Annotated in this window: 24 protein-coding genes and 1 riboswitch; of the genes, 11 read left to right on the top strand and 13 right to left on the bottom strand. The window is 37.5% G+C overall.

The genetic code is table 11. From position 1 onward, the window contains the following. Positions 1-93: 93 nt before the first annotated feature. Positions 94-276 (bottom strand): hypothetical protein, encoded by a 183-nt coding sequence (locus tag ACIPKN_RS26260; protein WP_400941849.1) that lies wholly within the window; start codon positions 274-276, stop codon positions 94-96. A gap of 1,164 nt (positions 277-1,440) precedes the next feature. Between ACIPKN_RS26260 and ACIPKN_RS26255 the strand changes: the two genes are divergently transcribed. Together ACIPKN_RS26255 and gerQ are read left to right on the top strand one after the other, a co-directional pair. Then, positions 1,441-1,824, top strand: coding sequence for a cell wall hydrolase (locus ACIPKN_RS26255; protein ID WP_400941852.1), 384 nt, complete (start codon positions 1,441-1,443; stop codon positions 1,822-1,824). Positions 1,825-1,845: 21 nt separating this feature from the next. Next, the gene (gerQ, locus tag ACIPKN_RS26250) at positions 1,846-2,187 is read left to right on the top strand and encodes a spore coat protein GerQ (RefSeq protein ID WP_132360250.1); all 342 of its coding nucleotides are present in this window, start codon (positions 1,846-1,848) and stop codon (positions 2,185-2,187) included. A 275-nt stretch (positions 2,188-2,462) separates the two neighbouring features. Here the strand turns inward: gerQ and ACIPKN_RS26245 are convergent, their stop codons facing one another. From ACIPKN_RS26245 to ACIPKN_RS26225, 5 genes are all read right to left on the bottom strand, one after another. Next, positions 2,463-3,641: a M20 family metallopeptidase gene (locus ACIPKN_RS26245; RefSeq protein WP_400941846.1), complete on the bottom strand. Its 1,179-nt coding sequence runs from the start codon at positions 3,639-3,641 to the stop codon at positions 2,463-2,465. A 222-nt stretch (positions 3,642-3,863) separates the two neighbouring features. Continuing rightward, positions 3,864-4,244 (bottom strand): DUF423 domain-containing protein, encoded by a 381-nt coding sequence (locus tag ACIPKN_RS26240; RefSeq protein ID WP_248717785.1) that lies wholly within the window; start codon positions 4,242-4,244, stop codon positions 3,864-3,866. A gap of 243 nt (positions 4,245-4,487) precedes the next feature. Continuing rightward, complete coding sequence (locus tag ACIPKN_RS26235) at positions 4,488-4,754, bottom strand: YwdI family protein (RefSeq protein ID WP_400941844.1); 267 nt, start codon at positions 4,752-4,754, stop codon at positions 4,488-4,490. Then, positions 4,751-4,930 (bottom strand): uracil-DNA glycosylase, encoded by a 180-nt coding sequence (locus ACIPKN_RS26230; RefSeq protein ID WP_068985233.1) that lies wholly within the window; start codon positions 4,928-4,930, stop codon positions 4,751-4,753. The genes ACIPKN_RS26235 and ACIPKN_RS26230 overlap by 4 nt, the downstream gene beginning before the upstream one ends. Positions 4,931-5,099: 169 nt before the next feature. After that, complete coding sequence (locus tag ACIPKN_RS26225; RefSeq protein WP_400941841.1) at positions 5,100-5,777, bottom strand: uracil-DNA glycosylase; 678 nt, start codon at positions 5,775-5,777, stop codon at positions 5,100-5,102. Positions 5,778-6,234: 457 nt separating this feature from the next. Between ACIPKN_RS26225 and thiD the strand changes: the two genes are divergently transcribed. Then, on the top strand, positions 6,235-7,065 hold the full coding sequence (gene thiD / locus ACIPKN_RS26220; RefSeq protein WP_400941839.1) for a bifunctional hydroxymethylpyrimidine kinase/phosphomethylpyrimidine kinase: 831 nt from the start codon (positions 6,235-6,237) through the stop codon (positions 7,063-7,065). Between the two features lie 286 nt (positions 7,066-7,351). Here the strand turns inward: thiD and ACIPKN_RS26215 are convergent, their stop codons facing one another. Then, positions 7,352-7,903 (bottom strand): acyl-CoA thioesterase, encoded by a 552-nt coding sequence (locus ACIPKN_RS26215; protein WP_142509401.1) that lies wholly within the window; start codon positions 7,901-7,903, stop codon positions 7,352-7,354. A gap of 179 nt (positions 7,904-8,082) precedes the next feature. On the opposite strand from ACIPKN_RS26215, the gene ACIPKN_RS26210 reads away from it, so the two are divergent. The 3 genes from ACIPKN_RS26210 (at position 8,083) to bshB2 (ending at position 10,224) form a co-directional block, all read left to right on the top strand. After that, positions 8,083-8,412: a hypothetical protein gene (locus ACIPKN_RS26210; RefSeq protein ID WP_400941836.1), complete on the top strand. Its 330-nt coding sequence runs from the start codon at positions 8,083-8,085 to the stop codon at positions 8,410-8,412. A 758-nt stretch (positions 8,413-9,170) separates the two neighbouring features. After that, positions 9,171-9,521 carry a YojF family protein gene (locus ACIPKN_RS26205; protein WP_049667947.1) on the top strand — a complete coding sequence of 117 codons (351 nt, stop codon included), beginning with the start codon at positions 9,171-9,173 and terminating at the stop codon, positions 9,519-9,521. 13 nt (positions 9,522-9,534) lie between these two features. Beyond that, entirely contained in the window at positions 9,535-10,224 is a 690-nt protein-coding gene (gene bshB2 / locus ACIPKN_RS26200; RefSeq protein WP_400941833.1) for a bacillithiol biosynthesis deacetylase BshB2, read from the top strand. Positions 10,225-10,275: 51 nt separating this feature from the next. Here bshB2 and ACIPKN_RS26195 read toward each other — a convergent pair whose 3' ends face one another. After that, positions 10,276-11,019: a TerC family protein gene (locus ACIPKN_RS26195; RefSeq protein ID WP_400941831.1), complete on the bottom strand. Its 744-nt coding sequence runs from the start codon at positions 11,017-11,019 to the stop codon at positions 10,276-10,278. Between the two features lie 246 nt (positions 11,020-11,265). On the opposite strand from ACIPKN_RS26195, the gene ilvA reads away from it, so the two are divergent. Next, positions 11,266-12,528: a threonine ammonia-lyase IlvA gene (gene ilvA, locus ACIPKN_RS26190; protein WP_400941828.1), complete on the top strand. Its 1,263-nt coding sequence runs from the start codon at positions 11,266-11,268 to the stop codon at positions 12,526-12,528. Positions 12,529-12,721: 193 nt separating this feature from the next. Here ilvA and ACIPKN_RS26185 read toward each other — a convergent pair whose 3' ends face one another. The 4 genes from ACIPKN_RS26185 to ACIPKN_RS26170 all read right to left on the bottom strand — a co-directional run bounded on the left by ACIPKN_RS26185 (position 12,722) and on the right by ACIPKN_RS26170 (position 17,069). Beyond that, on the bottom strand, positions 12,722-13,666 hold the full coding sequence (locus tag ACIPKN_RS26185) for a nuclease-related domain-containing protein (RefSeq protein WP_400941826.1): 945 nt from the start codon (positions 13,664-13,666) through the stop codon (positions 12,722-12,724). 159 nt (positions 13,667-13,825) lie between these two features. Continuing rightward, complete coding sequence (locus ACIPKN_RS26180) at positions 13,826-14,620, bottom strand: ABC transporter ATP-binding protein (protein WP_400941824.1); 795 nt, start codon at positions 14,618-14,620, stop codon at positions 13,826-13,828. Further along, the gene (locus tag ACIPKN_RS26175) at positions 14,613-15,641 is read right to left on the bottom strand and encodes an ABC transporter permease (RefSeq protein WP_400941821.1); all 1,029 of its coding nucleotides are present in this window, start codon (positions 15,639-15,641) and stop codon (positions 14,613-14,615) included. The genes ACIPKN_RS26180 and ACIPKN_RS26175 overlap by 8 nt, the downstream gene beginning before the upstream one ends. A 405-nt stretch (positions 15,642-16,046) precedes the next feature. Next, positions 16,047-17,069, bottom strand: coding sequence for an ABC transporter substrate-binding protein (locus ACIPKN_RS26170; RefSeq protein WP_400941819.1), 1,023 nt, complete (start codon positions 17,067-17,069; stop codon positions 16,047-16,049). 595 nt (positions 17,070-17,664) lie between these two features. Here ACIPKN_RS26170 and ACIPKN_RS26165 point away from each other — a divergent pair. The 3 genes from ACIPKN_RS26165 to ACIPKN_RS26155 all read left to right on the top strand — a co-directional run bounded on the left by ACIPKN_RS26165 (position 17,665) and on the right by ACIPKN_RS26155 (position 19,221). Continuing rightward, complete coding sequence (locus ACIPKN_RS26165) at positions 17,665-17,919, top strand: hypothetical protein (protein ID WP_400941816.1); 255 nt, start codon at positions 17,665-17,667, stop codon at positions 17,917-17,919. Positions 17,920-17,995: 76 nt separating this feature from the next. Beyond that, a complete protein-coding gene (locus tag ACIPKN_RS26160) occupies positions 17,996-18,391 on the top strand; it encodes a DUF1259 domain-containing protein (protein ID WP_400941814.1) in 396 nt (131 codons plus the stop codon). A 296-nt stretch (positions 18,392-18,687) separates the two neighbouring features. Further along, positions 18,688-18,732: riboswitch (PreQ1 riboswitch) on the top strand. Between the two features lie 6 nt (positions 18,733-18,738). Beyond that, positions 18,739-19,221: a QueT transporter family protein gene (locus ACIPKN_RS26155; protein ID WP_142509411.1), complete on the top strand. Its 483-nt coding sequence runs from the start codon at positions 18,739-18,741 to the stop codon at positions 19,219-19,221. 198 nt (positions 19,222-19,419) lie between these two features. Here ACIPKN_RS26155 and ACIPKN_RS26150 read toward each other — a convergent pair whose 3' ends face one another. Then, the gene (locus tag ACIPKN_RS26150; RefSeq protein WP_400941811.1) at positions 19,420-19,989 is read right to left on the bottom strand and encodes a hypothetical protein; all 570 of its coding nucleotides are present in this window, start codon (positions 19,987-19,989) and stop codon (positions 19,420-19,422) included. A gap of 621 nt (positions 19,990-20,610) precedes the next feature. On the opposite strand from ACIPKN_RS26150, the gene ACIPKN_RS26145 reads away from it, so the two are divergent. Then, the coding region (locus tag ACIPKN_RS26145) for a transposase (RefSeq protein ID WP_400941809.1) at positions 20,611-21,101 on the top strand (491 nt) is incomplete at its 3' end.

Genomic DNA, 21,101 nt, shown 5'->3' with positions numbered 1-21,101 from the left:
TGGAGACAACATAAAAGATAGAGAAATCCGACTTTGAATGAATTCAAAGTCGGATTTCTCATGAATTGAAGCTAGTTATGTCCCAGCCTCTTTTTAATATTCACTTTCTTCGCTGTTCTCTGATTCCAATATTAAAATAATTGTATGAATAAAAAAGCCAGTTAGAATCATAAGAAAAACTAAATACCAATTATATGGTTGATGATAGTATTCTGCTATACCAACTGCCATGAATGCACTTATGATAATTGCTACAAACGTAACAAAACTATGCATTATAACACTCCTTCATAAAAGCAAAAAATAATTTTCCACTTTAGTATGTCACAGTTTATTTTTAATATACTTACAAAACATTAGATTTCATTTACTCAATCAAAAAAAATAAGAAAGTGCCACAAACCGCGATGACACTTTCTTATTTTCATACCTCAAGACCTTTCATCTTTCATCCTTAACCTTTAAAATTAGTATAATCGTATGGATAAAAAATCCTACTACAATTATTAATATGAAGAGATACCAATGGAGTGGCTGTCCGTAAAAACTCCCTACTAAAAATGCCAGCACAGCACTTAACAAAATGCCTACCCAAACACCAATCTCCATACCCTATCACCTCACATGTATTCAATACACATGCAATTCCCTATCTCACGTTCCCCATTATATTTTCTATCTCTATTTACCCATTTTTATAAAATTTGGCTCATCACCATAACGTGGGGTTGATTTCCGTTCCTGTCTAGGTGGTTTCCTTGGGACGTCGGAGGAAAAAGTGTTTTCTGTGTGAAAGCGTAGCGCAGCAACAGGATGTTCATCACGAGGCGTTACCACAGGACGGGATGCTTTTTGCCTTCGTTCCCCTACCCGTTCGCGCTTCGGGGTCTTATCTGTGACGCAGTTTCCCAAGGAGCTCATCTTCACTCCAATCAACTTATATAACATACGTTTGGTGTTGAATATCTAAAATTTTTTAAAAGTTTAGCTCTATTTTACAGACTACTCGTTATTACTAATATATGCGTAGCATTTTTAAATTGTGAATTTCTTTCAATCAATTATGCCTCGGCATAATTACGTCCAGAATCAGATTTGCACTTAGGCCTGCAGATGTTTTTTTCGCGAAAGCGTAGGATGCAGGTCAGTTAGCCGTTATCGCATAAATGCGACCCTTTCCGATTACGTGACATCCGCCGCATGAGGCTTCAACTTCCAATGAAAAGTAACTTAGCTTACCGCCTATAGAGGTAGGAGACTTCTGTAGCTGACGCTTCGCTTTTGCTACCAAGACATCTGTACCTGTCGCTACGCTTTCGGTCAAAAGACACTTGCTGAAAAAAGTTAAAATTAAACATGTCTACAATACCATCATGCATATACTGTCTGCGAGGAGGAGTGAAAATCGCCGTTATAAAGACGAATGATGCACAAACAGCCATGCTAGCAAGGCTTATGCGCTCTGAGGCAGAAGGTGAAGGAAATTTAGGTATGCTGATGGTCGGCAATGTTGGCGTCAATCGTGTACGAGCCGATTGTTTAGATTTTACGGATGTTCGTACAATTGAACAAATGGTTTTTCAGCGTCCTGGAGGCTTTGAAGCGACACAAAAAGGCTACTTTTATCAACGAGCACGTGATCAAGACCTTCGATTAGCGAAGAGAGTTATTCAAGGCGAAAGATTCCATCCGGCGACTCGTTCTCTATGGTTTTTCAGACCTGAGGGAGATTGTCCAGCACAATGGTATGGTCAGTGGAATACGGGAAGATTCAAAGCACATTGCTTCTTCTCGCCAACCGAAGAAGATTGTCCTCAAATCTAAAAGAAAGAAGGTTGATAACTTATGATGCCTTATTATTGGACACCGACAACGCAACAACAAATGCCGCCACAGGTAATGCCTCCACAGACGACTGGAGCACGACCAACTGGACGGGAGCAATCGTATATTGAGAATATTTTCCGATTAAATCGCGGAAAGCCTGGAACTTTCCATTTTTCCTTCGAGCATGCGGTTGAGCAAGGAAAAAACACAAAAACTGTGCGAGGCGTTGTAGAAGCAGCCGGTCGAGACCATGTTATTTTACGTGAACTCAAATCGAATCATCGTTTCCTTTTCCCAATGATTTACTTTGATTTCGCTGAATATGATGAAGAAATGGCTTATTTTAACCAAAATCCATAAGAAAAAGCTATTCAAAAATTCATATTTTCTTTATGGTAATATCCCGCTCCTCTATATGCGAATAAAATAAGAACAGAATCGGCTTGCTCCTTCGCTCCGCTTTACTTAAGCTTCGTCGCATTGCAAATTTCGTTAGACTCCCCATTGAGTCTCGTATCCTTGCATGCGTCGCAAATGTGTTAGTAGTATGAAACGAGGAATCTGCGTGGATATTTGCCATTAGATCAAAAGAATTGGCATGTTAGGATATCTCCTAGCATGCCAATTTTTATTTACTACTGATTTTCTTGTAAAAACTGCAATGTTGCTTTTCCTAATGTTTTGGCAGCGATCAACATTGCACGTTCATCAAAGTCAAAGCGTGCATGATGGTGAGGATATGCTACTTCCCACTCTGGCTTTTTAGCACCTGTGAAGAAAAATGTTCCTGGTACATTCTCTAAATAATACGCAAAGTCCTCACCAATCATAAATGGTGGACACGTGATAATATTTTCTACTCCTGGTATATCTGCTGCAAGTTGTGCAATAAATTCTGTTTCTTTCACATGGTTATACACAGGTGGATAGCCTCTTGTATAACGATAGTCATAGCTTGCACTGAATGCCAAACAAGTGGCATTTAAAATAGCCTCAAGTTCTTGCTCCATTTGTTTACGTACCTGCTCTTCAAAAGTACGGACTGTTCCAGCTAATACTACCCGTTCGGCAATAACATTGAAAGGATTAATCGCCTCCAAATGACCAATCGTTAAGACAGCTGACTTTAATGGATCAATACGTCGAGATATAATCTGCTGTGCATTGACTACAAACTGTGACGCAAGAGTAACTGCATCAATAGAATGATGAGGCTCCGCACCGTGACCACCTTTGCCATGAATCGTAATTTCCACTTTATCCGCAGCAGCCATAATCGCCCCGTCTCTCACCAATATATCTCCTAACGGTGTTGGTGCCCATAAATGTGTACCGAAAATAACATCTACCCCGTCTAGGCATCCATCTTCAATCATAGGCTTTGCTCCACCTGGCGCCATTTCTTCTGCATGCTGATGAATAAATACTACATTGCCCGCAATATCATCCTTTATTGCATGAAGTGCTTTAGCAAGCCCTAGTAATGTTGCAGTATGACCATCATGTCCACATGCATGCATTTTACCATCCACTTTTGATTTATAAGGGACGTCATTTTCCTCCCAAATTGCCAGTGCATCAAAATCAGCGCGTAATGCCACTGTTTTACCTGGCTTCCCTCCGCGTAAAGTAGCAACAACACCACGTTCACCTACACGCTCTCGAACCTCATGTCCTAATGCTCGATGAAAAGCAGCTACATAGGCTGGAGTTTCCACTTCCTCAAAGGATAATTCCGGGTATTCATGTAAATGACGACGAATCGCTACCATTTCATCATAGTTATGATCTAGTAAAGTAAAAAGCTTCTCCATATCACAAAACCTCACTTCCTATTTATCGAACTTATTTGATAATTATAGTGTACTATAAATCCTTACAAAAACAATAGGAATTAAAACTAACCATTGTATAGTAATTATATTGTTCATTACGAAGGAAAATTCTCTTGACCCGTTACTAGTTCCCAACAAAACAAAAACCCCTTCACACATAGTGCAAAGGAGTAACTTTGGAAAAATATTTATATTCAACTTTCATCGCGCATGTTTAAGGGCAGCAACTATAATTAGAACCCAGCCAGTTAAAAATAGAACACCACCGATTGGCGTGATGGCACCTAGAACTTTAACGCCGCTGATTGCCAGTACATATAAGCTTCCTGAAAAGAAGACAATACCTAGGTTAAAAAAGATTCCAGCTAAATTTAACTGCTTTACTTCACCTAGTAGTTTCGAGCTCATCAATATGCCAATCACCAGTATAGCCGTGGCATGAAACATTTGGTACTGAACAGCAGTTTCCCAAATTCCGCGACTATAATCGTCTAGAACCTCTTTTAAAGCATGTGCACCGAATGCACCCAATGCCACTGCTAAAAAGCCGTGGAGTGCACCTGTTACGATAAATTTTTTCATGTCATTATCCCTACCTTTAATCAATTTCGCCTTGGCGCAATTGCCGCTGTCGCTACGCTTTCGCGCAGATAGACAATGGTCCTGATTTTGAATGTGTTGCACAATTTATTCCTTTCAAAATCCATGACATCCGCCGGAGGCTTTATCTTCATTCAGTAGGCATTGGGACACCTACTGAAAAGGAACCACATCCGCATTCATCTAGCCACCTTCAGAGGTGGGCGTCTTCGCTGAAGAAGATAATTAAAAGTCAAAAATCGAATCACCATTTGCTCCGTCTTCTTCTTCAATTTTTGCAGTATATAAGCTTGTTTGCTTCGGTTCTGACACTAGCATTTGTGGCAGATGTTTTGACTGGGCTTTAGAAATATCGTCAGATGAGTCTAATACCACATCACATAATGCTCGGATTGCCGTTAAGGCTTCACGAATTTGCTGTTCGTCTCCAACATTTTTAACACCAGATAATTGTTTTTCAAGTTGTTGAATAACGGCTTGATAAGGAATCATTGCATTCTCCCACTTTCTGCTTTTGGCACAAATTTTAAACAGTCTGTGCCAGAGGATTGTTTAACGACAACAGATGGTATTTGCTTCGTTTTAAAGCCATATGCTACACATGCCCGTGGAGTTTGTGGGTCCCACGTTACTTTAAAATATTGACATTTGAAACAATTTACCTTCATCGTTGTTCCTCACTTTCTTCTATTATTAACTGTAACACGAAACGATGAGTGATGTGCATCAATTTCGCCTTGGTCTAATTGTAGCTGTTGCTTTGCTTTCGCTACAGAAAACATTTGTAGCTGTCGCTAAAAAAACAATTATTGAATGAAGATATCGATTTATGCCAATCTATGCTAGATTCCAATCAATTGGTTGCTCTCCCCATTCTACTAACTGTGCATTAATCTTTGAATATGGTTTACTGCCGAAAAAGCCTCGATAAGCACTTAGTGGACTTGGATGAGGTGCTTCTAAAATTAAATGTGATGTTGAATATTTACGAATTAATTGTCTTTTACGTTGTGCTGGTTTACCCCAAAGCACAAAAATAATTGGTTTATCTCTTGATGCTAATTTATCGATTACAGCATCGGTAAATTGCTCCCATCCTTGTTCTTTATGAGAATTCGCTTGACCTGCTCGAACAGTTAATACAGTATTCAATAACATTACTCCCTGCTTCGCCCATTTTGTTAATGTTCCATTTTGAGGGATTGGATAGCCAAGATCATCTTGTAATTCTTGTAGCATATTTCGTAGGCTTGGTGGATGTTTGATTCCCGGCATGACCGAAAAACTTAATCCATGTGCTTGGTTTGGTCCATGATACGGATCCTGACCTAAAATTACGACCTTTACATCTTGATAAGCCGTCGTATTAAATGCATTCATTATGTCATTTATCGGTGGATAAATTGTTTGTGTTGAATATTCATCATCTACAAATTGATGTAACTTTGTGTAATATGTCTTTTCTATTTCTTCTGCAAGTATTGCTTGCCAATCATTCGGGAATACTTGTTTCATTGTAATATAAGCCCCTCTCTCTTCTTACAACGGTACAAAAAAATAATGTTGAATTCAAGTATCCAGTTCAATTATGCCTTGGCATAATTGCGTCCAGAATCGGCTTTACGCTTAGGCCTGCAATTGTTTTTTGTGCGAAAGCGCAGTGCTAACGTAACGGCAGCGGCACCGATTCAGGTCAGTTAGCCGTTATCGCACGGATCGATGATTTTAGGCTAACATCCTTTATTAACTCCTTTCCGATTCTGTGACATCCGGCGGAGGCTTTAACTTCTTTCAGATGAAAAGTGAGAAAAACCCAAATTCATCTCACCGTCTATAGAAATAGAAGACTTCTACTAAAAGAAGTTGAACTGACCTTCTAAAAATATCTAACTCTGACTATTTTTACAGCATCAGAATAAGACTATACTAGATGGTAATTTTAAAACTTTTATTTATAAAGGAGATATTCCACATGGCTCTAAAAAAAACTTTAACGATTGCTGGTTCAGATACATCAGGTGGCGCAGGTATGCAAGCCGATCTTAAAACATTTCAGGAGCACGGCACATATGGCATGGTGGCATTAACAGTTGTCGTAACAATGGATCCAAACGGTTGGACTCATAACGTAACACCATTACCAACAGAGCTTTTACAAAAACAAATCGATACCGCTCTTTCAACAGGCATTGACGCCATAAAAACTGGTATGCTGTCAACGGAAGAGATTATTCGTATCGCAGGTGATGCTATCGCAAAATCTGGTACTGCAAACGTGGTCATTGACCCTGTAATGGTATGTAAAGGAGAAGATGAAGTATTAAACCCTGGTAATACAGATGCAATGATTCAACATCTTTTACCATTAGCTGCAGTTACAACACCTAACCTATTTGAGGCTGGCCAATTAGCTGGTACTGGGACACCAAAAACAATCGAAGAAATGAAAATAGTCGCTCGTAAAATTCACGCCCTTGGTGCCAAAGCCGTTGTGATTAAAGGTGGAAAAGCGTTAGCTACTGAAAAAGCAACTGACTTATTCTTCGACGGTGCAAAATTCTACTTATTAGAATCTGAAAAAGTAGCTTCTACTTATAACCATGGGGCTGGCTGTACATTTGCTGCTTCCGTAACAGCAAACCTTGCAAACGGTCTTTCAGTACAAGAAGCTGTAATTGAAGCAAAAGAATTCGTTTCAGCTGCAATCGCTCACGGTTGGGCATTAAATGACTATGTAGGGCCAGTTATGCACGGTGCAAAATCTCGTTATGGCGCACCACAAGTAACAGTAACAGAAATCTAACTTTTTTCAGCAAGTGTCTTTTGACCGAAAGCGTAGCGACAGGTACAATTATTTCTGTAGCGAAAGCAAAGCGACAGGTACACCCCACCCTATAGGTGATGAGATACGTGCGGGTTTAAGTCACTTTTCAGTGGGTGTCCAATCATCCGCTACAAAGAAGTTAAAACCTCTTGCGGATGTCATGGGACGGTAAGGAGTTTTTTGTGCAAGCACAAAGCCGATTCCGGACTCAATTATGCCTCGGCATAATAACTAAAAGGCATCTGATTAGTTTCAGATGCCTTTTTTACATATAGTAGTTCTCCATCATTTCGAGCCGATAATCCCATGGATCGTTCATCGAAATGAATTGAGCCAATGCCTTACTTTCCTTTTTACGATCTGCACGCGCCTTTGCTCGTTCAGATGCCGTTTCATGTAGTTTTGTCTCCTCTACTGTTTCTGGGATAACAGATGGAACTGGGGCTGGTTTATTATTTTCATCTAATGCAACAAAGGTTAGTAATGCTGTTGCTGCTACCTTACGTTCTCCTGTTTTCAAATTCTCAGAAATGACCTTTACGAAAACTTCCATTGAAGATGTCCCTGTCCACGTTACATAAGATTCGAAATAGACGGAATCGGTCGGGCGTATTGGATGCAGGAAGTCTACAGAATCCGTTGAGGCTGTCACACAATCTCTACGGCTATGCTTAGCAGCGGAAATTGAAGCTACTTGATCGATGTCACTCATCAATCGACCGCCAAACAGTGTATTATGATTGTTAATATCATTCGGAAAAACTCGACTTGTACGCATAACTCTAGAATCTTTACAATATTTAAAGTTTTTGTTCACATCTATTCCCCCTAAAAACAACTGTTTATTTCTACTATATTGCTCTATTTTTCCATAAAAAGCAATTAAATTATCCGAAAATTAAGAATTTTTTAACTGTTGTTTTTTTATTAATTCTCTGGACAAGATACGCTACTGCTTCATATGCCATATATTAGCTGTATATGGGAGGGAGAAAAATGGTAAGACGTAGACAACAACAAACCCCAAATGGAGAAGGAAATTTCCTAGCTGGTGAAGAAGCTGGTCTCCTAGGTGAAGATACAGGTATTCAAAGTGGAGATATAACCTCTACCAAAGTAGAATTAATATCTTCAATGGTTTTGACAATAGGGTATTCATTAGCAACCCTCTCCACCATTTTAGCATTGCAGGAAGAAGAAGCAAATGAACAAGCAAGAACATCCGACGCGCGAAATCAAAGTGTACAATTTAGACAAATGCATAAGCATCTATCACATCTCAATAACCGTCTAGATTCCATTGAACGGAAACTCAACCGATATTAACAAATACATACCTCCAAAAACCGCTAATTATAAAAAGCCGCGATTCTCCGTCATAAAAGAGAATCACGGCTTTTTTTACTATACTATGATAATGAGCTTTCAGTCTTCTTCCCTTTTTACAGCTATACATACCAATGTTGAAGGAACGTCATCTATTGTACCAAGATAGAATTCGTTATTACCTAGTTTAAAATCCCCTTCAACATTATGCGCTGCCTTTCCTCTGTTAAGGAAGAAATCATGTTCAGTATCTTTTCGTTTGTGAAACCGTATACAATACAAAACGACACATTTTGTACACAATTGCTTTCACACTCATTATATTATATATTTCTATAATTTTTTCAAGAGTATTGCTTAAAAATCTTCATAGATTAAAAAATGGAATCATTTATGCCCCGGTACGAATGCGTTCGGAAACTTTAGCTCAGAGGTTTTTTTGCGAAAGCGTAGCACAACGGAGTGGCGGCAACAATAAAGCGAAGCACAATTTAACGCCAGCGTTTCATGCATACTAAAACAGAGCGGCAGCACAGCACGGTGTTGGTCACCCATGCGTTTCACAGAATGATAAGTTCTTATCCTGAGTTCCTCTATTTCATTGATATATGTGGACTCACTGAAAGACGTTAAACAAGCCTTCGAGATTCATTTGAGGTGAAGTATATTAATGATGTTGTGTTACATAGGCATTCAATTTCCCTTTGTGAATTATTTTTACTATACTTAAAGGAGAAATAATCGAGAGGAGTGTTGAGATGCAAGAAGTACAAGTAAAGACGTTGCAGGAATTATTGAATTCTTTCGCCAATAAAGACGTTTATATTCATCTTGAGACGACAAACGGTTCTTATGCAGCACACTATGATGAAAAATTTTTCAATGCAGGTGCTTTTATTCGCAATGCAAAAATCAACTATGAACTTGCTAAAGTGGTAGATGATTCACCCCATCGTGTCGGGTTAAAAATGGCACATGGCTGGGTTTATGCTCAAGGCATCACACATTTTGAATTAGATGATTTAGGCCGTTTATTAATGGCTGGACTAGACTACTCAGGTAAATTGGCGATTGCACTCGAAATTAGCGAAACGCCATTTACTTACTAAGGGGGACGACTTTTTGAATTTACAACCACAGCGTCATATTTTAATTGTTTACCCTCACCCAGATGATGAGGCTTTTTCAGTTGCTGGAACAATTGCCTATTATACAAAGAAAATGAATACACCGGTTACATATGCCTGTTTAACTTTAGGTGAAATGGGGCGTAATTTAGGAAACCCACCTTTTGCAACACGTGAATCTTTGCCAGAAATTCGACGTAAGGAGCTTGTTGCAGCAGCAGAGGCTATGGGAATACAAGATTTACGTATGCTTGGTTTCCGTGATAAAACGATTGAATTTGAAGACGATGAAAAAATGGTAAAGCTTGTTGAAGGTTTAATTAAGGAGCTAATGCCTTCTCTTATCTTTACGTTCTTACCTGGTTTTGCAGTGCATCCTGACCATGAAGCTACAGCACGTGCCGTAGTGGAAGCTGTTCGTCGGATGCCAAAAGTTGCACGTCCACAAGTGTTAGGTTGTGCCTTTGCAAATGATACGATCGAAAAAAATGGAGAGCCACATGTTGTCAACGATATACGTGAAATGAGGATGGATAAAATTAAAGCATTACAAGCACATACGTCTCAAACTGCTTGGATGATGCGAGAAACAGAAAAACGTGTTGATGACGGCGAGCCAATGAGTGAAAGCTGGCTTAATATTGAAAAGTTCTATATTGTGAATCCTGATCAATATGTAAAATAACAATAAAACGGTTCTGTCCTCTTTCTTCATTGAGAACAGAACCGTTTTATATTAAGCGACCCTCATCTTTTTTAAAAAATGAATAATGAAAGTTATTGAGAAAATAACAATTAACACAACAAAAAACATATAATGTGGGACGTGAATACCGATGACGCTGGCTAGCATTTTCAGTGCAATAATCCCAATAATAATAAATGCTGTTGCCTCTAATTCTGGTATTTTTTCTATAACGATTAAAAATAAGCCAGCAATAGTTCTCATCATTAAAATACCTAACATTCCCCCGATTAGTAATATCCAAATTTGATTGGATATCGCAAAAGCAGCAAAAATCGCGTCAATTGAAAAAGCAATATCCATCAGTTCCACAGAAATAACCGTTGCCCAAAAAGTTCCAAAAAGGCGAACCAACAACCCTGTTTTTTTCATCTCTTTAGTACTATCCGCTTCCCCTATCTGTAAGAAATGAGCAACACATAGCCAACCTAAATACAGGGCTCCTAGCAATTTAATAAACCAAAATTCTACCAAATAAACGCCTATCCCGATAAATAAAAATCGGAAAAAATAGGCCCCAAACATACCGTACATTAATGCCCGTTTGCGTTGCTTGTTTGGCAAATGCTTCACTAGCACTGCTAATACAAGTGCGTTATCTGCTGAAAGTAAACCTTCTATTATAATTAATGTTGATATTAACCCCCAAGAGACAGGGTCAGTTAAAATCTCTTTCCACATTTCCCAATTGAAAAATTGCATGTATGTAGATAGAATTCCTTGAATGATTTCCAATTATATACCCTCCTACTTGTCCTAAGGTATTCTATTATATGCTTGACCATTTTTGTTATGAGGAAATGTGTGCATCCTTTATTTTTACAAAAAAATTCTCGTAGAAATTTAATTATTCTGCATTTTGTAGTTTCCTAGACAAAACGGACACCGAAAATTTAGAATTTACTAAAAATTAATGACAAAAAGCTTATAATATGTGCTATCATAGATAAATGTTTTATACGTATACGGAGGATGAATATTATGGAAGCTGCTGACACTAGAACTGTGCAAGTAGAAAATATCTTGATTGCACATCATTTCTTAAAAGACGTAGTGGTGCACACGCCGCTACAAAAAAATGACTATCTATCCGAGAAATATGGAGCTAATATTTATTTTAAACGCGAAGATTTACAGCATGTACGCTCATTTAAACTTCGTGGTGCTTATTATAAGATTAAAAAAATTGAAGAAGAGGCTCGTAAAGTTGGCGTCGTTTGCGCGAGTGCGGGTAATCATGCCCAAGGTGTGGCCTACGCTTGTGCTCAATTGAAAATTCAGGCAAGTATTTTTATGCCTCAAACAACACCTAAGCAAAAAATTGACCAAGTGCGTATGTTTGGTCGTGATTATGCAGAAATTATTTTAGCAGGTGATACCTTTGATGATGCTGCAGAAAGCGCATTTGCTTACTGTGATGAACACGATAAAATCTTTATTCACCCATTTGATGATTTCGATGTCATTGCTGGACAAGGAACGGTCGCTGTTGAAATTATGAATGACATGGAAGAACCGATTGATTACGTGTTTGGTAGTATTGGTGGCGGTGGCTTAATGTCAGGTGTTTCTGCCTATGTGAAAAACCTTTCCCCTAATAGCAAAATTATCGGTGTTGAGCCTACCGGGGCGGGCAGTATGAAGGCTGCTTTTGCAGAAGGCGGTGCAGTGGCACTTGATTGGATTGACAAATTTGTAGACGGTGCTGCGGTAAAGTGCGTCGGTAACCACACATATGACGTTTGTCGTCGCTACTTAGACGATATCGTACTAGTACCTGAAGGAAAAGTATGTACAACAATTTTAAATCTTTATAATAAACACGCTATTATCGCAGAGCCTGCTGGAGCATTATCCGTAGCAGCACTCGACTCCTACAAAGAGGAAATTAAAGGGAAATCAGTCGTTATCATCATTAGTGGTGGTAATAATGACATCGATCGTATGCAGGAGATTAAAGAAAAGTCTTTAATTCACGAAGGCTTACTCTACTACTTCATCGTTAGTTTCCCACAACGCGCAGGCGCACTTCGCCAATTCCTAACAAGTGTGCTAGGTCCAAATGATGACATTACAACTTTCGAATATACAAAGAAAAACAACAAAGAAAGTGGTCCTGCCCTAGTCGGTATCGAGCTTGGCGATCGTGAAGACTACGAAGGTTTACTTGTTCGCATGGATGAATTCGGCTTCAAATACAAAGAAGTAAACAACGACATTCAACTATTTGGCTTACTAGTCTAACATAAAGGGTCACACTACTTGCGTGAGTGTGGCTTTTTTGTGTGGATAAGGGGCTTATCGGAATGATTTTGTGTTTTATCGGAACAATTTTGAGATTTATCAGAACAATTTCAGATATTATCGGAATGATTTATTAATTTATCGGAACATTTTAGAAAATACAGTCTATCTGACCGCGTTGATAGACTATATACTATTTAATAATATACTTTCGATCCTTTTTTGCACCTACTTCTTGAAGCTGCAAAGACTTCAATATTTTATATACCGTTTTAGCGCAAGAGATACCGAAAAAATCTTGAAATAAACTGTTGGATATAAATTCACCATACATATGACGGTAATCTTTCAGTGCATTATTAAATGCTTGATCATCTCTCCCACCACAATTCTCACACCGCCACTTACCTTGACGATAGTGCATGACAAATCGATAATCGCACTTAGAGCATAATACACCTTTCTTTAGTTCATCCACATTCATATCTAGCGTCCACTGTGTCGGTTTATGCATCGTTAGAATTTGCTCAGAGAATTCTCTTAAAACTTCTTTACTTAGATAGGCTTGTTGATGTTGCTTAAACAACTGCTCTACCTTCTCAGCCAAGCCACTCACATGAATTATCGGGTGTGCGGACAAACTGGACGTCATAATCATATTTGGATTTGCAGAAACGACTATATATTCAATCGGTATATGATGCCCACTCATTTGAAATAATCTACGCAACATTCTGGCGTGCCGCTTCACTTGGTCAAAGGGATTGCGAAAACCATCTACTTTGTCATCAGACGTAATTCGAATAAATTGATGGTTATCTTCCATATATTCTACACGCCCAACGATATTTTTGATTTCCACTATTAAAATAAAATTCTGCGACATCAACAATGTATCCATTTGATGTATGGATCCACCTTCATCCTTAAGCGCAACATCGTGTAATAAATAATGCGTTTGCTCTAAATAAATACTTTGCCATTCTCGATCTACTCGTTGCTCACCTGCATACCCTGCTCTTGTTCTATTGAGCATATCTTGATAGTAAGTAGTTTTTGGGTGAGATTTCGGTAATCGCCTTTCAAGCATTTCTAATGTGAGTTGTTTTGATGAAACTTCGCGCTTTTTGAGTAACATATTTTCACCTCCTTTAGTTAGATTATAATGCACCTCTTTCACTTTAACTAAATTTTCAGTTTTTTATTAACAAACTTTATTTCTTTATCCCCCAACTTCCAAAAAATATCGACAACAATCGAAAACGCCCACACCTAGGTATGAGCGTTTTATCATTTATTATCCTAGTAGCGCACGGTCTGAGTTCATTTTCTCTCCGCGGATACGTTCGAACTCTGCCATCAAATCTGGGATGGTTAATTCATGCTTGCGATCCTCGCCGACCTCTAAAATAATTTGACCTTTATCCATCATAATCAGTCGATTTCCTAAATCTAATGCTTGTTGCATATTGTGCGTGACCATCAATGTCGTTAAGTTGTCTTTCTCAACTAAATATTTCGTAATACGTGTGATTAACTCTGCACGAGATGGATCAAGTGCCGCAGTATGCTCGTCTAGCAATAAAATCGAAGGCTTCGTAAATGTTGCCATTAAAAGTGACAAAGCTTGACGCTCCCCTCCCGAAAGTAAGCCAACTTTTGCAGACAATCGATTTTCAAGATTTAAACCCAACATCTCTAACGATTCCTTGAAAAATTCACGACGCTTTTTATCAACACCGAAGCGCATGCCTCTACTCTTATTACGTGAGTAAGCTAATGCTAAATTTTCCTCAATCGTCATTGTTGGCGCTGTACCAGCCATCGGATCCTGGAATACTCGACCGATATAGTGAGAACGCTTATATTCTGGCAAAGTAGTAACCTCATTCCGATCAATTGAAACCGTGCCAAAGTCTGGTATTAGCGCGCCAGAAATCATATTCATCATGGTCGATTTACCAGCACCATTACTGCCGATAATTGTGACAAAATCCCCTAGCTTCAAATGCAAATTAATTTCTGCGAGTGCTATTTTTTCATCAGGCGTACCTTCATTAAAAATCTTATTAATGCCGTTTAATTTAAGCAAGGCGCTTCCCTCCCTGCTCTACCGTCTTTACGCGCGTTCTCTCTGCTGCACGCTTCACCTTTCGTTTTCGTTCCTTACCCTTATTGATAAATTGTGGTAAAACTAACGCTATAATAACAATGATAGCCGTTATTAATTTCATATCTCCTGAATCAAGGAAATCTACTCGTAATGCTAATGCTAAAATAATGCGGTAAATGATCGCTCCAGCAATGACAGCGAAAGTTGTGCGCATAATCGTTTTTGTACCGAAAATTGCTTCACCGATAATAACAGATGCAAGACCAATCACAATCATTCCAATCCCCATACTGACATCTGAGAACTTTGAATATTGAGCGATTAAAGCTCCAGAAAATGCCACAAGTGCATTAGAAAGTCCTAGCCCTAAAATTATAAGTGTATCTGTATTTGCTGAGAAGCTACGAATCATACGCTTATTATCACCGGTTGCTCGAATAGCCAATCCAACCTCTGTTTTTAAGAACCAGTCTGCAATGAACTTAATTAAAATCGTAATGATTAAAACTACGATTATCGTACTCCATGTTGAAGGTAGTTTCTGAACGCCGAAGCCTTTTAATAGGTTATTTAAAGCAGCATCGATTCCCAAATCGTTCCAAAACACTTGAAACTTTGAAAATAAAGTCTCTGAATTTAATAGTGGAATATTCGGACGACCTATCGTATTTTCTGCAGTTGATCCCATAATTCGTAGGTTAATAGAATACAAAGCAATCATCATTAATATCCCCGATAATAGAGGATTAATCTTTCCTTTTGTGTGAAGAATTCCTGTCATACATCCAGCAATAAATCCAGCAACAATTGCCACTAAAGTTGCTAAGATTGGGTGGTAGCCAAGCATAATCATCGTCGCTGCTGTAGCTGCCCCTGTTACAAAGCTTCCATCAACCGTTAAGTCTGGAAAATCTAACACACGGAATGTTAAATACACACCAAGTGCCATAATTGCATAGATGATCCCTTGCTCCATCGCGCCAAATATTGCTAAAAACATAGTTCATCATCTCCTAATAATTTCTTAATAAATATAATTCGGCTCATCACCATAACTTGAAGTTGATTTCCGTTCCGGCTGGGCATTTTCCTGGGGGGCGTCCGATAAGCCTTCGTTCCTCTATCGCTAATCCCTAAGGAGTCGCCTAGCCTAGCCTCCACTCCAATCAACTTATCCACTACAACTTTCAATATGAACCATAATTTTTAGTATTCTAATAAGATGAATCTAGAAAGGATTACCCCACCATAATTGGGATTAATGCAATGTACTCTATTCGCTCGTAACTATATATAGCGCTAATCCTTCCTCATAATGACTTCATTTTTTATTCTAAAAAGTAGATAAAGCGGGGGCAGTTTTAGTTCTCCCCCGCTTCGTTCCATAAGATAATCATGTCAGTCATTACTTTTCTAACAGCTCTGCACCCCAAGAATCTTTCATTTTGATCCCTAAATCATCCGCTACTTTTTTATTGATTAATAGTTTTAATTTTTGTGGGTATTGCGCTGGTATATCAGCAGGTGTTGCTTCACCTTTTAGAATCTTCACAGCCATTTGCCCCGCCTCATAACCGATGTCATAATATTCAAAACCATATGCAGCTAAGCCACCACGTGCTACAGAGTCGAGCTCTCCAACAACTAATGGTAATTTATTAGAGTTTGCTACATCAATTACAGACTCAAGAGCCGAAACTACTGTATTATCAGTAATGATATAGAATGCATCTGCTTTACCAATTAATGATTCAGTAGCTTGTTTTACTTCTGCAGAAGTTGCCGCAGATGCCTCAACTACTGTTAGGCCTTGTTCAGCCATAACTTTTTTCACTTCTTTTACTTGTGCTACTGAGTTTTGCTCACCAGCGTTGTATACCATACCTACTTTTTTCGCACCTAGTTCCTTTAAGAATACTACTGTTTTCGAAATAGTATCAGGATGTAAATCAATCGTTCCTGTTACATTTTTCCCTGGCTTCTCCATAGATTCAATGAGCTGTGCGCCAACAGCATCCGTTACAGAAGTGAAGACAATTGGAATATCACTAGTAGCTGTCGCCGCCGCTTGTGCTGATGGCGTAGAGTTAGCAAAGATTAAATCTACGTTGGCACTTACTAGATTGTTTGCAATGGTCGTGTTAAGACTATTATCTCCTTGCGCTATTTGCGGATCGTATTCAACTTTTAAGCCAGATTCTTCAATTGCTTTTTTGAAACCTTCAGTTGCAGCATTTAAAGATGGATGCTCAACAATTTGAGTAATCCCAATCTTAAATGTTTTGTCATCTGCATTGCTGCTCTCACTAGCATTATTCTTGTCGTTCTCTTTCGAATCTGATGAACTAGATCCACTGTTGCCACAAGCAGCAAGCATTAAAACTAATCCAAATAACAGGAACGAAAGCTTTCTTAAATTGCTTTTCACAAATAATCCCCCCAATATTATCTCTAATATTTATCACACTTTATCCAAACAAAGTGTGAACTTATCGCTATATTATCGTTATTATATAGGTTCGTCAATAACATTATGAATGTTCTGACTATTAAACTTAACAAAATATTTTATTTTTTCACTCAATTTGTCACTTTAAACCACTAAACTACACTATTTCTATAAATCGATTTCTTTTTCTAATATAACAAAAATTTTTTTGACAAATTTCGCGAAGTTATTTTTCTGCTATTGATTTTTCAAGTAATTTATATACAAAACTTAAAAACCTGACATTCTCCATAAGAAATGTCAGGCTTTCAAATTATTATATTTATTCGCTATTACTTCTACAAGACATCTACTAACCAACTACTTTAGGGTAACGGGATATCTGGGAAGCATACGTGCGTTTGAGTAACACCTTGGATGGCTGAATAAAATCAACCTGCGAGTACTTTCTCCCTTAATGGTTACATTTTATTTATTGCTAACAAGATTGATCTACACATTTCAGTCTCCTTTTTTACACTTAATGCATATGATGCAAATAAGACGAATGCTGCTTTCAAAAAGGAGGAATACCATGAACAATGAAGAAATCGATTTAAATCAACCTTCTTATTCACAAGAGAAACAAAATGCAAATGTAGGAGATATTGACACAATCATTTCTAATCTTTGTGACAGTCTATTTGCATTTGCTCTAGATTTTGCCTTAAATGCCTTGGAATATACAAAAGATTTAGATGGAGAACTAGAATATACAGATGAATTCAAAAAACAACTAGACGATATAATTTTTGAAATAGGAGAAATTAAAAATGTTTTAGATGAATAAATCCCAATCAGAGACCTCTACTACTTTCGCACCAAGGCATCCTCATTATAGAAGTTTAAAAAGCAGAGGTGTCTAAATGCAAAGCTTTCAAGATATGTGTACAAAATTTGCTCAGATTGCCAACGGAAAAGCTTCTATTGAACATGGTGTATGTTCAGTAAAGCTTAATCGAAACCTTAATGTTATGATTCAAGGTCGCCCAAGTCGTAGTGCACTTCATGCTGGGATAACGTTCGAATCACTCGATATATATGGAAATGCACTTAACTTAGGTGAAGTTGTAGTACTTCAAGAAGAATTAACACCATTTGTTAAGGTACTTGCAGAAAATAATTTAATTATAAGTGCCGTCCATAATCACTGGATATATTCAGATCCAGTAATTTTATACGTTCATTTTCAATCAATAGAGCCCCCATTAATCTTCGCCCAAAAATTTGCTCAAGCATTTAGTGTTTTAAAAAACTACTGATAACTACACTTGTTAAAAGAACTGCTTAGCACAGTTCTTTTTAATATGACTGGATAGATATTCGATTTTTAATGTTCACGGTTGCTTCTCATCTATAGTCCAGTATCATTCCATCTGTAAAGAAGCTACTGTACAAGCCCCTCTTCTTATGGATTCCAAATTCTAATCCCGGTCACACGCACACTAATGAGCAACGAACAAGGGCTAAATATTACCTTTAGCACTATGAATTTCTGCGTTTTTTTTTACTCATTGCTATTTACAAATAAGCATAAACATTGATATGATTGCATTTGCTTCACGTGGTTCGTAACCATCCCACGCAAAAAAACTAAGGAGAAATGTATATGAAAGTAAAATTTTTAACAACGAGTGGCATAATTGCAGCTCTTTACATTGCTATTACATTGTTAGTCGCCCCATTTGGCTTTACAGAGGTGCAGTTCCGTATATCAGAAATGTTTAATCATCTAGTTGCGTTTAATCCACGCTTTACCTTCGGAATCATTATTGGTGTATTTATCTCCAATCTATTTTCACCAAATGGCATTATCGATTTGTATTTTGGTGTAGCCCATTCAATGATTACCCTTGGGTTGTTCATTCTTATTTGTAAATTTGTCAAAAATATTTGGGCACGTTTAGTCATTAATACATTATTATTTACATGCACAATGTTCATCATTGCTTTTGAATTGAACATTGCATTAGAATTACCATTCTTCTGGGCATGGTTAACTGTTGCCGCAGGTGAATTTGTTGTCTTAGCAGTCGGTGCACCGATTATGTATACATTGAATAAACGCTTAAACTTCAAAAATTTAATTTAACGAAGCTGGGACATAACTAAATGGTTCCTTCGAAAAGTCGAATAATTTCTAAATTAATAAAACACGTAAATAGAAATACCGAACTATTCCGAAACACTTCATAAGCGTTTCATTGAATAGTTCGGTTTTTTTGTTGGCTGAAACACTTATGTCCCAGTTTCTTTCCTGTATACCTTCCTCACATGTTATTTCTTCTTTTTATGGTTTTTCGCATGCAAAATTATACCCACCAATTCTTTCAGCTTCTGCTTCATTGGTTTGTACTTTTGAACCAGATCTATCTCTTGAGTCAATTATTGGGTTTCCGTGCTGATCAAAACATCTATTCATATAATTCATTTTTTCTTTATGTGTAAGATATCGATCCCAGAAAAAATATCCAACAAAAGAAACAAAACCAATTCCTGCAAGCCACGCTATAACGGCAAATTCTTGAATTTCACCATTTTCATCTTCTTTATAAATTATGTTGCCATCATAATTTTCCATGTCTATCCCTAATGTTAAAAGTTTGTTATTAACTTCTTCAGGAGTTAGTGATTCTAGAGAAGATTCATAATAATTTAATTCTTCATCTGTGAAATTATATACTTCATTAGCAGCCTCTTCATCAAATTCTAGTTTTTTAGTATTAAAGTTATATAATACTGATTCGGCTAAAGCACTTTCTTTACTTGCTAGTTCATTGGCATGTACAAAACTTGGTGAAACTGTAGATACAATCAAAGTAAGTATCAAACTGCAAATAAAAACGGTAAATTTTTTCATCCTAATTCTCCTTTTTTGTTTTTAGTAAAATAATACATTTATGGATAATAAATTGCATTATTTCCTCCATTATACATAATAACCGAATTAATGTATACTTTATATAATATATATATAGAAAGTGAGGTGTATTGTTTGTATTTCTCGAATATGCAATTATTAATGTTGATATTTGCTTTTATTATTGTGATTTTAAGCTTCATTAAAGTTTATCAAATAAAAAAAGAGTATTTGATTAAGCATAGGGAACTAGAAGTGGAACTGGAGAAAGTCGAATTAGAAAGACAAAAAATAAAAGCTGAGAATATAAAAAGTTGAATTGAAAAACGCTGTCAAATCAACAATGTATAAAATTTTGTATGCATATTAAAAGTCATTCAATCAAAAAAGGAGTAATGACAAGGTTTGACCTTTGCCATTACTCCCTACTTCTTCAGTGGTTATGTTTTACCTACTGATTAAAAAAGAGGCTGGGACATAACCCCTCTCTAAACTAAAAAGCCGGTGAAATTTTACGATCAGTAAAATTTCACCGGCTTTAAATTTTTTTCATAAAAAATAAGGACCACTTCTGATAAAATTAAGTCACCACAACCAAATTATACAGAAAGAAGGATCCTTATGTTTAAAGATTATAACATGAATCAATTAGTTTTGCCTTTAGATTTAGAAGTGAAGTTACAAAAGAATGATATTGTCTTCCATGTCCACCATTTAGTCGAAAGTATCCCGTCCAAAGCGTTTGAACCATTCCTTCGAAATGAGGGCTGTCCTGCCTACCATCCACGCATGATGCTTAAAATTATCTTATGTGCCTACACGCAATCTGTCTTCTCAGGGCGCAAAATTGAGGCTCTTTTAAAAGATAGTCTTCGGATGATGTGGCTAGCTCAAGGGTATGAACCAACCTACCGCACAATCAATCGATTCCGTGTTCAACCAGAGGTGAAAGAGTTGATTCGTCAATGCTTCGTTCAATTCCGCTGCCAGCTAGTACAGGAAAAATTAATTGATCAGGAAGCTATTTTTATTGATGGAACTAAGATTGAAGCAAATGCGAACAAATTTACATTCGTGTGGAAAAAGTCGATTGAGAAATATCATAACGGACT

It is taken from the genome of Lysinibacillus sp. NPDC086135 (assembly GCF_044746345.1).
In the GTDB taxonomy this organism is placed as follows: domain Bacteria; phylum Bacillota; class Bacilli; order Bacillales_A; family Planococcaceae; genus Lysinibacillus.
The sequence above is the reverse complement of the archived record's forward strand: the minus strand, read 5'-3'. Positions and strand labels throughout refer to the sequence as shown.